This window comes from Plasticicumulans lactativorans (genome assembly GCF_004341245.1).
GTDB lineage: Bacteria > Pseudomonadota > Gammaproteobacteria > Competibacterales > Competibacteraceae > Plasticicumulans_A > Plasticicumulans_A lactativorans.
This window is the reverse complement of the sequence record NZ_SLWY01000009.1, coordinates 111,862-125,035: the sequence shown is the minus strand read 5'-3', so window position 1 is coordinate 125,035 and position 13,174 is coordinate 111,862. Positions and strand designations below refer to the sequence as shown.

Annotated in this window: 9 protein-coding genes; 7 read left to right on the top strand and 2 right to left on the bottom strand. The window is 67.0% G+C overall.

The genetic code is table 11. The features are described from left to right. Window positions 1–16 precede the first annotated feature (16 nt). From EV699_RS09345 to EV699_RS09325, 5 genes are read left to right on the top strand one after another with little or no spacing between them, the layout of a single operon-like run. A complete protein-coding gene (locus EV699_RS09345; RefSeq protein ID WP_132541954.1) occupies window positions 17–4,090 on the top strand; it encodes an Eco57I restriction-modification methylase domain-containing protein in 4,074 nt (1,357 codons plus the stop codon). Beyond that, window positions 4,084–5,373, top strand: coding sequence for an AAA family ATPase (locus tag EV699_RS09340; protein ID WP_132541952.1), 1,290 nt, complete (start codon window positions 4,084–4,086; stop codon window positions 5,371–5,373). Before EV699_RS09345 ends, EV699_RS09340 begins: the two co-directional genes overlap by 7 nt. Continuing rightward, window positions 5,366–5,902, top strand: coding sequence for a hypothetical protein (locus EV699_RS09335; protein ID WP_132541950.1), 537 nt, complete (start codon window positions 5,366–5,368; stop codon window positions 5,900–5,902). The genes EV699_RS09340 and EV699_RS09335 overlap by 8 nt, the downstream gene beginning before the upstream one ends. Beyond that, window positions 5,899–6,585 carry an RNA ligase family protein gene (locus EV699_RS09330; RefSeq protein ID WP_132541948.1) on the top strand — a complete coding sequence of 229 codons (687 nt, stop codon included), beginning with the start codon at window positions 5,899–5,901 and terminating at the stop codon, window positions 6,583–6,585. The genes EV699_RS09335 and EV699_RS09330 overlap by 4 nt, the downstream gene beginning before the upstream one ends. Window positions 6,586–6,644: 59 nt before the next feature. Further along, entirely contained in the window at window positions 6,645–7,520 is an 876-nt protein-coding gene (locus tag EV699_RS09325; protein ID WP_132541946.1) for a DMT family transporter, read from the top strand. 8 nt (window positions 7,521–7,528) lie between these two features. On the opposite strand, the gene EV699_RS09320 is transcribed toward EV699_RS09325, so the two are convergent. Beyond that, a complete protein-coding gene (locus EV699_RS09320) occupies window positions 7,529–7,813 on the bottom strand; it encodes a hypothetical protein (protein ID WP_132541944.1) in 285 nt (94 codons plus the stop codon). 419 nt (window positions 7,814–8,232) lie between these two features. Between EV699_RS09320 and EV699_RS09315 the strand changes: the two genes are divergently transcribed. Then, the gene (locus tag EV699_RS09315) at window positions 8,233–9,540 is read left to right on the top strand and encodes a PEP-CTERM sorting domain-containing protein (RefSeq protein WP_132541942.1); all 1,308 of its coding nucleotides are present in this window, start codon (window positions 8,233–8,235) and stop codon (window positions 9,538–9,540) included. 207 nt (window positions 9,541–9,747) lie between these two features. On the opposite strand, the gene EV699_RS09310 is transcribed toward EV699_RS09315, so the two are convergent. Beyond that, window positions 9,748–11,220: a DASS family sodium-coupled anion symporter gene (locus tag EV699_RS09310; protein ID WP_132541940.1), complete on the bottom strand. Its 1,473-nt coding sequence runs from the start codon at window positions 11,218–11,220 to the stop codon at window positions 9,748–9,750. Window positions 11,221–11,478: 258 nt separating this feature from the next. Between EV699_RS09310 and EV699_RS09305 the strand changes: the two genes are divergently transcribed. Beyond that, the gene (locus EV699_RS09305) at window positions 11,479–13,164 is read left to right on the top strand and encodes an alpha-glucosidase (protein WP_243662610.1); all 1,686 of its coding nucleotides are present in this window, start codon (window positions 11,479–11,481) and stop codon (window positions 13,162–13,164) included. Window positions 13,165–13,174 lie beyond the last annotated feature (10 nt).

Below are 13,174 nucleotides of genomic sequence, written 5' to 3'. Positions count from 1 at the left end.
AAAAAGGGAAGACCACATGGCCCGCCGTTCGCACCGGGAACTCGCCTTCACCGCCCTGCGCCTCGAAGGCGGGCTGCTCGCACCCGATTTCCTCGACAAGGTCGCCCACCTCGAAGCCGCGGAGCAGCATGACGCCGATTACGACGTCCCCCGCGGCCTCAAGCTGCGCGACGAGATCGGCCGCTACTGGAAGATCGCCCAGAACCTCTGGCGGGACTTCGGCATCCGGCGGCAACGGACCGACGTCGACGCGTACACCCTCACCGTGCGCGAGTTTCTCGAACCCTTCTGCCGCCAGGTGCTCGGATTCACCGACCTGAAAGCCATCGGCCAGCTCACGCTCGGCGAACGCAGCTTCCCCATCGGCTTTGCCGCAGGCGATGGTCGCGTGCCGCTGGTGTTCGCGGCCCACGATCAGGGGCTGGACCAGCCGGGCAGCCGCCACGGCGACGGCGGACACCGCCGCTCGCCCTTCCTGCTCGCCCAGGAGTTCCTGAACGCCAGCCCGGCGTGCCGATGGGCGCTGGTCAGCAACGGCCTCAGGCTGCGCGTGCTGCGCGACAACCCCAGCCTGACCCGCCCGGCCTACCTCGAAGCCGACCTCGAAACCCTCTTCACCGAGGAGCTGTACCCCGACTTCGCCGCGCTGTGGCTGCTCGCCCATGCCAGCCGGTTTCTCCCCGCTCCCGCGGGCGCGAGAGGGGCCGGGGCTGAGGCCGACCCCGCCGATTGCCCGCTGGAGCGCTGGCACAACACCGCGCAGGAGGACGGCATCCGCGCCCGCGAGCGCCTGCGGGTCGGCGTCACCGAGGCGCTGCGCAGCCTCGGCACCGGCTTTCTCGCCCACTCCGGCAACACCGCGCTGCGCCGCCGCATCGAGGCCGGTGAGCTCGACGCCCGCGCCTGCTTCGAGCAACTGCTGCGGCTGGTCTACCGCCTGATCTTCCTCGCCACCATCGAGGACCGCGAACTCGTCTTCGCGCCCGATGCCGGCACCGAGGCCAAAGCCCGCTACCTCGCCGGCTACAGCCTGCAGCGCCTGCGCCAGCTCGCCGCCCGCCGCCGCGGCTACGACCGCCACGCCGACCTGTGGCAGGCCCTCATCATCACCTTCGCCGGCCTCGGCTGCGGCCAGCCGGCGCTCGGCCTGCCGGCCCTCGGCGGGCTGTTCGACGCCACGCAGTGCCCTGACCTCGACGCCGCGCAACTGGAAAACCAGGCGCTGCTATCGGCGTTGTTCAGCCTGTGTTTCTTCCGCGACGGCGCGGCGCTCTCACGAGTCAACTACCGAGACATGGGCTCCGAGGAGCTCGGCAGCGTCTACGAAAGCCTGCTGGAGCTGGTGCCGGTGCTCACGCTCACCGGCGGCGCGCGCCGCTTCGGCTTCGTCGGCGACGAGACAGACGATCTCCCCTCTCCCACCGGGAGCCGGGCCGGGGGTGAGGGTGCCGCTTCGTCCAAGGGCAATGCGCGCAAGCTCACCGGCTCCTACTACACGCCCGACGGCCTGGTGCAGGAACTCGTCAAGAGCGCGCTGGAACCGGTCATCGCCCAGACCGTGGCGGCCCATCCGCAGGAGCCGGTCAAGGCGCTGCTCGACCTCACCGTCTGCGACCCGGCCTGCGGCTCCGGTCACTTCCTGCTCGCCGCCGCCCGCCGCCTCGCCGAGGACATCGCCCGGCTCGACGCGCCCGACGGCAACCCGCTGCCCGAGGACGTCCGTCGCGCGCTGCGCGCCGTGGTGGCCCGTTGCCTCTACGGCGTCGACAAGAACCCGCTGGCGGTCGAACTCGCCCGCACCGCGTTGTGGCTGGAGGCCTACACGCCCGACCGGCCGCTGAGCTTTCTCGACCATCACCTGCGCTGCGGCGATGCGCTGCTCGGCGTGCTCGACCCCGCCATCCTGGAGAACGGCATCCCCGACAAGGCGTTCAACGCGCTCTCCGGCGACGACAGGGACGTCGCCAGGGCGCTCAAGAAAGCCAACCGCGACGCGCTGAAAGCGATCGCCAGGGCGAAGGCGCGCTCCCGCTACCTGCCGGGCCTGGAGTTGCGGGTGGACCTGGACGGCCGTGCGCTGGAGGCGATGCCCGACGACACCCTCGAAGCGCTCGAAGCCAAGCGCGCCGCCCACCGCGAGCACGAAGCGAACATCGCCGCCTCGCGCGCGCAGCTCGCGGCCGACCTGTTCGTCGCCGCCTTCGTGCTGCCGAAGACGCCCGAACACGCGCCGCGCGTGCCGACCAGCCAGGACCTCTGGCTCACGCTGAATGACGGCGCCCCCCGGCCGGGCGTGGCGGACGCGGCGCACGAAGCCGCCCGCGCGGCGCAGGCCCTGCACTGGCACCTGGCATTCCCGCAGGTTTTCCCCCCTCGCCCACCTGCAGGCGAGGGGCCGGGGGTGAGAACCGGCGGCTTCGACGTGCTGCTCGGCAATCCGCCGTGGGAACGCATCAAACTGCAGGAGGAGGAGTTTTTCGCCTCTCGCAGTCCGCTGGTGGCCGAAGCGCCGCACAAGGCCGAACGGGGACGGCGCATCGGTCTGTTGGCCGAGGGCATGCTGCTGCACGCCCTCTATCCGGAACGGGAGTCGGCGCAGGGGCTGACACCGCCGAATACGGCAGAACAAGCGTTGTACGCCGAGTTCCTGTCGGCACGGCGCAACGCCGAAGCCGCGAGCCTGTTCGCCCACGATGCCGGGCGCTACCCGCTGACCGGCGTGGGCGACGTGAACACCTATGCGCTGTTTGCGGAAACCTTCGCCCAACTGGTGAACGCGACCGGGCGGGCGGGCTTCATCGTGCCGACCGGCATTGCCACGGACGATACAACGAAACAATTCTTTCAATATCTCGTTTCAACTGGGCGTCTTGAAAGCTACTACGGATTCAAGAACGAGCGCTTCCTATTCCCTAAACCTGTTGAACATACAGTGACATTTGGCTTGATGACGATTGCCGGCTCCATTACGCCAGTTCAGCAAATGGAGTTTTGTTGGTTTGCGTACACCGTTTCCGAAATGCAGGACGCGCGGCGCAGAATACGAATGACGGCGGAAGACATGGGCAAGGTCAATCCTAATACCCTTACGTGTCCGATCTTTCGGACTGAACAAGACGCCGAACTGACCAAGAAACTCTACCGCGCCGCGCCGGTGCTCATTGCCGAAGGGCCACCGGAGCGAAATCCGTGGAACATTCGCTTCATGGCCATGATCCATATGTCCAACGACAGCCACCTGTTCCACGACACCCCCGCCCCCGACCGGCTTCCGCTTTTTGAAGCCAAGATGATTCACCAGTTCGACCACCGCTGGGCGACCTACGGGGCGGACAGGGTGAGTCGCGACGTGACGGTCGACGAGAAACGGCAGCCCGATTTCACCGCCACCCCGCGTTACTGGGTGAGCGCCGCCGAGGTGAACCAGCGCCTCGCCGACAAGCACTGGCAACGCGGTTGGCTGATGGGCTGGCGGGACATTTGCCGATCGACGGACGAACGCACGGTGATCGCGTCGGTGGTGCCGAGGGTGGGCGTGGGGCACAAGATGCCGCTCATGTTCTGCAACGCAGCGCCATCCGTGCAGCATGTAGCCGCGCTTTATGGGAGTCTCAATTCATTGACGCTCGACTACGCTGCTCGACAGAAAGTCGGTGGAACATCTCTCACATATTTTTATCTCAAGCAGCTCCCCATACTCCCCCCCGACCGCTACACCGAAACCGACCTCGCGTTCATCGTCCCCCGCGTGCTCGAACTCACCTACACCGCCCACGATCTCCGGCCCTGGGCGGAAGACCTCGGCTTCGAGGGCCCGCCCTTCCCGTGGGACTCCGAGCGCCGCGCCCGACTGCGTGCCGAACTCGATGCCTACTACGCCCGCCTCTACGGCCTGAGCCGCGACGAGCTGCGCTACATCCTCGACCCCGCCGACGTGATGGGCGAGAACTACCCTTCCGAGACCTTCCGCGTGCTCAAGAACAACGAGCGCCGCACGTTCGGCGAATACCGCACCCGGCGGCTGGTGCTGGAAGCGTGGGATCGGCTAAGCGGAAACCATGCCCATCAGATGGAGAACGGCCGATGCTGACCAGCCTGCAACTGAAGAACTTCAAGGCCTGGCGCGACACCGGAGAGGTCACCTTGCGGCCGGTGACGATGCTGTTGGGCACCAACTCCTCGGGCAAGTCTTCGCTGATCCAGAGCCTGCTGCTGCTGAAGCAGACGGTGCAGTCCCCCGACCGGACGATTCATCTGAATCTGGGGGGTGACGAACTCAACGATTATTTCAACTTCGGCGACTTCGACGATGTGTTGACGATCGGCTGCACCGATCCACGCCGATTCGAGCTGGCGTTCGCGTTCCGGCGGCCGGCGGGGGAACGCATCCAGGACGGTCACTTTCACTGCAGTTACGGGAAAACCTCCAGCGGCGCGGTGGCGGTGCAGGAACTGGAACTGCTCACCGACGGTCGGCGCCTGCGCGCGGTGCGGCGGGAAAAGGGCGCGTATTCGCTGTTCGTCGACGACGAGGCTCAGCCGCGGGGTAAAAGCCGCGACTTCGCGCCGGAGCGCTCCATCGCGCTTTCGGCCGAGGCCATCGTCCAATTGGGAGCGGAGGGCGCACTGGCGCAGGATTTGAGCCTTGCGATCCGCCGTGAGCTGGAGAACGTGGTGTATCTCGGTCCGCTGCGCCGCAAGCCGGAACGCGATTACGTGTGGAACAAATCGAACCCCGGCGAAATCGGCAGCGACGGACACAAAGCCATCGACGTACTGCTCGCCAGTGCGCTGACGAAAAATGGCGGGCAGGGCGAGATCGTGGCAGGTGTCTCCAGGTGGCTGACGTGTATGAAAATCGCGGACCATCTGGAGGTGCGCCAAGTGGGGCGCTCCACCCGTTACGAAGTGGTGGTCCATAAGGACGGCGTGCAGGCCAACCTGCGCGATGTGGGAATCGGCATTTCGCAGGTATTGCCCGTGCTCACCGTAGCCCATTTCGCACCGCCGGGCAGCACGGTGATCCTGGAAGAACCAGAAATCCATTTGCACCCCTTGGCACAAGCCGTGCTGGCGGAACTGTTCGTGGAAGTCAGCCAGAAACGCGGCATCCAGTTCATCGTCGAAACTCATTCGGAGCATGTTTTCCGCCGCATGCAGACGCTGATCGCACAACAGCGGACGCAGCCCGACCAGTGCGCGCTGTACTTCGTCGAACGTGACGAGGCCACCGCCCGGTTGCGCCCCCTCGCCGTGGACGACTTCGGCACCGTCAGCAACTGGCCGCCTCATTTCTTCGGCGACAGCGTCGGTGAAGCCCGCGCGCAGGCACAGGCACGCGCCCAGCGCATGCGGGATCACCCCTATGGCTGATGCCCGGGTGGTGGATACGAACGTGCTGATCGTTGCCAGCGCTGCCGATGACGGTTCGCCCTTCCGGCCCGATGCCACGCCGATTCAGGAAGCGGCGCTGCGGGAGCGGGTACTGCGCTGGCTGGAAGCATTCGAGCAGGACCCCGAGCGATCGGTGGTGCTGGATTGGGGTTGGCGCCTCTGCGGCGAGTATCTCCACAAGCTGACGGAGCAGGATTACGGCTGGCTGGCGCTGATGACCAAGCGAGACCGCAACGAGGTGGTGTGGGTCGGCCTGAGCATGGACGAGAATGGCCACGCGATCCTTGCGGACGAACTGGCAGCCGCAGTCACGGATCGTGCCGATCGCAAGATGGTGGCGGCAGCGCTGGCCGCGCAGGACGCCGGACATGCCTGTCGGCTCACCAACGCCTGCGACACCGACTGGCTGGGCTGCGGCGATGCCCTCGGGAAGGCGGGGCTGCAGGTGGAACATCTGCTCGAAGAATGGTTGCGCGCAAAATGGCTGAGCAAGAAGGGCAGCGCATGACCGATTTTTTCCGTTTCCCCCACACCCCGCACCTGGCCTGGCTCGGCCGCGGCACGCCGCGCGACGACAAGGTGCTGTCGCCCGCCGAGGTCCGGGACCTGCTGCAGGGGCCGGTGGTGGTGGAAGAGAAGCTCGACGGCGCGAACCTCGGCGTTTCCGTTTCCCGCGAAGGGACGCTGCGCGCGCAGAACCGTGGGCAGTACCTGCACCCTCCCTACGCCGGCCAGTTCGCGCGCCTGGGCGAATGGCTGGCCCGGCGCGAGGACGCGCTGTTCGATGCGCTGGGCGAGCACCTGATCGCCTTCGGCGAGTGGTGCGCGGCCCGTCACTCGCTCGACTACGCCGCCCTGCCCGACTGGTGGCTGCTGTTCGATGTCTACGACCGGCGCGCCGGCCGCTTCTGGAGCACCCGCCGGCGCGATGCCTGGGCGCAGGGGCTGCGCGTGGCGGTGGTACCGGCCGTCGCGCGGGGGCGCACCAGCAGCGCCGGCCTGCAGGAACTGCTGCGCTCGCAGCCGAGCCGGTTTCGCGACGGCCCGATGGAAGGGGTGGTGGTGCGGGTGGAGGACGACGACTGGCTGCTGCAGCGGGCGAAGCTGGTCCGGACCGACTTCACGCAGCAGATCGAGGCTCACTGGCGGTCCCGCACGCTGGAGTGGAACCGCCTGCAGGCACGCCCATGAGGGCGGGTACCGGGCACGCCACCCAACGTCGCCCGCCGGTTTCGTGAGGAGTGCTGCCGATGTCCCCGGCCCGCATCGCCGTCCTGACCACCCTCGCGATGATCGCCTTCGCCGGCAACTCGCTGCTGTGCCGGGTCGCGCTGAAGGCGACCGCCATCGACGCGGCGAGCTTCACGACGATCCGGCTGCTCGCGGGGGCGCTCGTGCTCGCGCTGGCGGCACGGCTGCACCGGGGCGCACACGGCGCGGGCAACTGGCCGTCGGCGCTCGCGCTGTTCGCCTACGCGGCCGGTTTTTCCTACGCCTACGTGAGCCTGCCCGCGGCGAGTGGCGCGCTGCTGCTGTTCGGCGCGGTGCAGGCGACGATGATCGGCTACGGCCTGTGGCGCGGCGAGCGCCTGGGCACGGCGCAGCTCGGCGGGCTCGGGCTCGCCGGCGCCGGGCTGGTGGCGCTGCTGCTGCCCGGCCTGTCGGCCCCGCCGCTCGCCGGTGCGCTGCTGATGCTCGGCGCCGGCGTGGCCTGGGGCGTGTACTCGCTGCGCGGGCGCGGCGCCGGTGACCCCACCCACGTCACCGCGGGGAACTTCCTGCGCGCGGTACCGATCGGCATCGCCCTGAGCGCGCTGACCTGGGCGCACCGCTCGCTGGACGGCGCCGGCGTCGGCTACGCGGTGGCTTCGGGCGCGCTCGCCTCGGGGGTCGGCTACGCGATCTGGTACACCGCGCTGCCGGCGCTGAAGGCCACCAGCGCCGCCACCGTGCAGCTCAGCGTGCCGGTGATCGCCGCCGTCGGCGGCATCATCTTCCTCGGCGAGCCGCTGACGCTGCGCCTGCTGCTCGCCTCCGCCGCGATCCTCGGCGGCATCGCGCTGGTGATCCTGAACCGGCGGCCGGCCGCCGGCGTCCCCCCCGCCGCGACCTCAACGAACCGGTAAGCCGGCCATCACGGTTCCGGGGCCGCAACGCTCCCGATGGGCGACGCCCGGCCGTATCGCTGTGACGCATCCGATCGGGCAACGCAAGGCATGCGTGCCGGGCATTCCGTTTCGGCAATTGCCCATTCCGGATTGTCCGACACAATGAACACCGCTCGCTTGTTGACCGGTAATGCAATCGAATCAGTCACCGTCGAGGCATGACCGAAAACCTGCGGCTTTTGCCGTGGCGCAGGCTCATCTTTTCCGTAATGTCGTTTCACCGACACGCTGACGGTCAGCAGCGCTGCCATCACTGCGCATCGCCAGCGGCATTATGCTTCAGACGCTTTCCGGGCCCGCACCGCATTTCATTGCTCTGCCGCACGAAATGACGCCATCCGCCGCTCCTCTCACGCCCTCTATTTGATGCCCTGCTCCCGACCAGCGACGGTTTTCAGTTGGCGGAGAGACTTCTCACCGACCCAATCCGTCAATAGTTTTTACATTTTTTTGGCCCTGCCCGTTTTGTACTTTTCAACTCGTTGCTCGCGAAATGATTTTGCATCATGGTGCAAATTTTGCGTCATGAACGGCCCGCACGAATCCCCCCCGCTCGCGATACGGATCGTGTGTCCACGCGCATGAGATTGCCATCTGAGCGCTTTGGCGATACCCCCGTGTGCGGGGTGCACGGGTTCTTGCTACCGGTCATGTGGAGGAAGAAAGGGCCATGCAGATTGCACCCGATGTGGTATTTCCCGACCGGAAACCAGGATGGCTATCCAGAGGAATCGCGACGACGCTGGCCTCGCTGCTCGGAGGGGTTCTCGTCGTCAGCGACGTTCAGGCCGTCAACCTCTTCTCCGGAGGTGGCGCCACGGTGACCAACAGCGTGGCGTCCCCGAACGGTGTAACGCGCACGGGTGGAGGCGGAACGTTCGACCTGCATGCCGTGGCGGAGGTTGCGGGCGCGCTTCCCACGCCGATCGCCGTGGCCCACTTTCCGAGCCAGTCCGATCCGTTCTTCCGGACGTTCTTTCCCCTCAAGTCGACGGCTCGGGCTTACAACCCGATCAATCCGCGCGTACCCAGCCAGGGCATCAAACTGATTGGCGGTTATTCCGTCGAGCAGAAACCACCGGCGGGCAAAAGTTACGATACCGAACCCAAGTCGGAAACGGGGCCCAATGGCGAACTGATCCTGCACGATCCGGCCATCGCGGGGCCCGTGCGCCGATCCAGGACCATCGTCAATCCGACGTTCGGTCCCTTCTCGTCATCGGCCGAGGCGCAGGCCAAGATCACCTTCACCGATCTCGGCAATAACCGCATCCGCGTTTCGGCGGCCGGCTCCTATGCCACCGTGGACAAGAGCGGCTCGCGCTTCGATCCGACGATCCGCGATTTCGTGCGGGCGCCGGAGGCGAGGGCGGCGTCGCTGGTACGGGACCCGATGTCATTCAACGACATCCAGGCCGACGACTTCCTGGAGGGCGACGTGTCATTGAAGGCCAGCGATTTCAACGTCGTGTTCGAGCCCGACTCGATCACCGGCGATATCGCTTCTTCGGTCCTGGAGGTCGGCACCGATATCGCCGGCGCTGTTCCGGGCGCCATTGGCCTGGACAGCGACGGTCATCCGCTGCTGTTTCGCCTGGGCATGACGTTCAACCCCGACGGCTCGATGGGGGCACTGCTCGACCTCAACGAGGAACTGCTGAACAGCGGTAACCTGCTGTTTCTCGATCCGCTCACGAACAGCCTCGCGTTCTCCAGCGCGAGCGAGGCCAGCACCTACATCGCCGACAAGTTATTGGGTGAACTGCAGTTCGATACGGCGACCTCGGCGTTTTCGCTCGCCCATGACCTTGACCTGTTCAAGTATCAGGTCCGGGCGGCAGCGGCGATGCCCGTGGGCAACGTCGGCGTCCTGATGGGGAACGCCGTGTTCGTGAACGAGGTCCCCGAGCCCGCGTCGCTGCTGCTGATGCTCAGCGGCCTGTCGTGGGTGTACGGGATGCGGCGCCGCAGGCACTGATCGTCAAGGCGCATCGGGCGCCGCCGAAGCGTCCGCACGACACCCACGGCAGGCAGGCCGTGGTGAATTTCGACGCTGCTGCATCCACCGCCGTCGTGATCACCCTGGATGACCACGACGGCGGCATGTCAGCCGCGGGCTCGCGCTGCGATGCACGCCGGCCTGTCCGCGACGCAGTCCTGCCGCGCAAACGCCGCTTGCCCGATCTCAGATATATCCGAGCAGCTTCCACCAGATGGCGCCCACCCCCACCAGGATCAGCAGATTGACCACGCTCATCACCGCCCCGGCCGCCCACCATTCATTGAGGGTGGTGTAGCCCGAGCCGAAGATGATCGGGGCGGTGCCGGTGCCGTAATGCGTCAGCGACATCATCAGCGAGGACGCAAATGCCAGCAGCAGGGCCAGCGGTGCCGGCGGTGCGCCCAGGGCCGTGCCGGCGGCGAAGAAGGCGCCGAACATCGCCGTGATGTGCGCCGTGGTGCTGGCGAAGAAATAGTGGGAATAGAAGTAGACCAGCACCAGCAGGATCGTGGCACTGACCCAGCCCAGGTTCAGGTAATTGATCGCATTCTGGATCGACAGCGAAAACCAGCCGACCAGCCCGAGCTTGCCCAGGAACGTGGCCATCATCACCAGCGCGGCAAACCAGATCAGGGTGTCCCAGGCGCTCCTGGCCTTGAGGATGTCCTCCCACTCCAGCACCCCGGTGAGCAGCAGCAGCGACAGGCCGACCATCGCGGTGGTGGTGGCGTTGAGTTCCGCCGCGGGGCCGAGGAGCATCGCGGGAACCCCCGCCCACATCAGCAGCATCAGCGCCAGCACGCCCAGGGTGACGAATTCCGCAGTGCTCATCGGCCCCATCGTGTTCAAGCGGGCCTCGGCCATGCCCTTGGCATCCGGCGTATCCCTGACTTCGGGCGGAAACAGGACGTAGAGCACCAGCGGCATCAGCACCAGCATGCACAGGCAGGGCAGCAGGGCGGCCAGTGCCCACTGGCCCCAGGTGATCGAGAGCGAAGGGTTGGTGGCCTTGGCGATCAGCGCCACGATCAGCGGATTGGGCGCGGTGGCGGTGACGAACATCGCCGAGGTGATCGGATTGGCGTTGTAGTTCACCAGCGCCAGGTAGCGCCCCATCCTGTTCTGCGTGCCCAGCTCGGGGCTCGAACCGAAGCCGTCGGCAATCGAACGCATGATGGGGTGGATGATGGCGCCGCCACGCGCCGTGTTGCTCGGCGTGACCGGTGCGATGACCAGTTCGGACAGCACCAGGCCGTAGGCGATGCCGATCGTCTTCCTGCCGAACAAGGCAATGAAGTGGTAGCCGATCCGCGTGCCCAGCCCGGTCTTGACCAGCGCCACGGCGATCATCACGGCGATCCCGATCAGCCAGATCAGCGGATTGGAAAACCCGCTCAAGGCATCGGCCAGCGCCCCCTCGGGGTTGCCCGGGCGGGTCACCTCGGTGATCGCGACCAGCGCGATGGCCACCATGGACACCGCGCCGATCGGCAGCGCCTTGCCGATGATGGCGGCGATGCTGCCGGTGAACAGCGCCAGCATGTGCCAGGCCTCAGGCGTGACCTGGTCCGGCACCGGAATGACGAACCAGATCAGCAGCGCGAGCCCGACCGCGAGGGCCGTCGGCACGGGCTTGGGAAAGGTGAGCCTGCTCATCAGGGTTTCTCCACTACCTGGGGGCTGAAGGCTTGTCCGTGCCAGGGAGGCTCGGAACGGGGGGCGGGCGCCCGGCCGTCGGCTTCAGTGTCATCCGCGATCCGCCGGCATGCCACCGGGAGTGCTGCCGGAAAATGCGCGGGAAACGATGCGCCGCCCACAATGGGCGGCGGTCCGCGGCAGCGCCGGCATGCGCCGCGGTCGCGGATCGGGACACGACGATCGAATCCCAACGACAAACCCGACGGAGATCACAGGATGGCCGACGTTCGCGAAACGGCTTGGTGGAAGCAGGCCGTCGTCTACCAGATCTATCCGCGCTCGTTCAGCGACTCGAACGGCGACGGCATCGGCGACCTGCCGGGCATCACCGCCAGGCTCGACTACCTGAAGACGCTCGGCGTCGACGTGATCTGGCTCAGCCCGCACTTCGACAGCCCCAACGCCGACAACGGCTACGACATCCGCGACTACCGCAAGGTGATGAGCGAATTCGGCACGATGGCCGACTTCGACCGCATGCTGGCCGGCATGAAGGCACGCGGCATGCGGCTCATCATCGACCTGGTGGTCAACCACACCAGCGACGAGCACGCCTGGTTCGTCGAAAGCCGCGGCAGCCGCGACAACCCGAAGCGCGATTACTACATCTGGCGCGACGGGCGGGGCGAGGCCGGTGAACGGCCGCCGAACAACTACCCGTCGTTCTTCGGCGGCCCGGCCTGGAAGCGCGACGACTCCACCGGCCAGTACTACCTGCACTATTTCGCCGAGAAGCAGCCGGACCTGAACTGGGAGAACCCCGAGGTCCGCGCCGAGGTCTTCGACCTGATGCGCTTCTGGCTCGACAAGGGTGTGTCCGGCTTTCGCATGGACGTCATCCCGTTCATCTCGAAGCAGCCGGGGCTGCCCGACCTGGCGCCGGAGCAGATCGACCACCCCGAATTCGTCTACGCCAGCGGCCCGCGAATCCACGAGTACCTGCAGACGATGCACCGCGAGGTGCTGGCGCCCTACGACGCGATGTCGGTCGGCGAGGCCTTCGGCGTGGACTTCGAGCAGGCGCCACTGTTCACCGACGCGCGCCGCGGCGAACTGAGCATGATCTTCCACTTCGACATCGTGCGCCTGGACCGCGACAACTGGCGCAAGACCGACTGGACCCTGCCGCAGTTGAAGGCGACCTACACGACGATCGACCGCACCGCCGGCGCGCACGGCTGGAACACCAGCTTCCTGTGCAACCACGACAATCCGCGCGCGGTCTCGCACTTCGGCGACGATGACCCGGCCTGGCACGCACGCTCGGCGAAGGCGCTGGCCACGCTGATGCTCACGCAGCGCGCCACGCCCTTCCTCTACCAGGGCGATGAGCTCGGCATGACCAACTACCCGTTCGAGCGCATCGAGCAGTACGACGACGTCGAGGTCAAAGGCCTGTGGCGCACGCTGGTCGAGACCGGCCGGGTGCCGGCCGCCGAGCTGCTGGCGCACCTGCGCCAGACCAGCCGCGACCATGCGCGCACGCCGATGCAGTGGAGCGCCGACGCCCACGGCGGCTTCACCACCGGCACGCCGTGGCTGGCAGTGAACCCCAACCACCGCGAGATCAACGCCGCCGCGCAGCTCGGCGAGCCCGACTCGGTGTACCACCACCACCGCCGGCTGATCGAGCTGCGCCACCGGACCCCGGCGCTGGTGTACGGCGCCTACGCGGACATCGACCCGGAGCATCCCCGCGTCTTCGCCTACACCCGCACCCTCGACGACGAGCGCTACCTGGTGCTGATCAACTTCGGCCGCGAGCCCGTCACCTACGCGCTGCCGCCCGACATCCGCATCGCCGACACGCTCATCGACAACGGCGCCGGCGCGAGCACCGCGAACGGGCAGGCGTCGGTGTCGCTGGCGGGCTGGCAGGCGACCGTCTACCGCCTGCATTAGCCCAGCGCCC

Excerpts from the sequence above, each read along its gene's own strand:
- EV699_RS09345 (WP_132541954.1), top strand. The coding sequence starts at position 17 with ATGGCCCGCCGTTCGCACCGGGAACTCGCCTTCACCGCCCTGCGCCTC.
- EV699_RS09340 (WP_132541952.1), top strand. The coding sequence starts at position 4,084 with ATGCTGACCAGCCTGCAACTGAAGAACTTCAAGGCCTGGCGCGACACC.
- EV699_RS09335 (WP_132541950.1), top strand. The coding sequence starts at position 5,366 with ATGGCTGATGCCCGGGTGGTGGATACGAACGTGCTGATCGTTGCCAGC.
- EV699_RS09330 (WP_132541948.1), top strand. The coding sequence starts at position 5,899 with ATGACCGATTTTTTCCGTTTCCCCCACACCCCGCACCTGGCCTGGCTC.
- EV699_RS09325 (WP_132541946.1), top strand. The coding sequence starts at position 6,645 with ATGTCCCCGGCCCGCATCGCCGTCCTGACCACCCTCGCGATGATCGCC.
- EV699_RS09320 (WP_132541944.1), bottom strand. The coding sequence starts at position 7,813 with ATGGCAGCGCTGCTGACCGTCAGCGTGTCGGTGAAACGACATTACGGA.
- EV699_RS09315 (WP_132541942.1), top strand. The coding sequence starts at position 8,233 with ATGCAGATTGCACCCGATGTGGTATTTCCCGACCGGAAACCAGGATGG.
- EV699_RS09310 (WP_132541940.1), bottom strand. The coding sequence starts at position 11,220 with ATGAGCAGGCTCACCTTTCCCAAGCCCGTGCCGACGGCCCTCGCGGTC.
- EV699_RS09305 (WP_243662610.1), top strand. The coding sequence starts at position 11,479 with ATGGCCGACGTTCGCGAAACGGCTTGGTGGAAGCAGGCCGTCGTCTAC.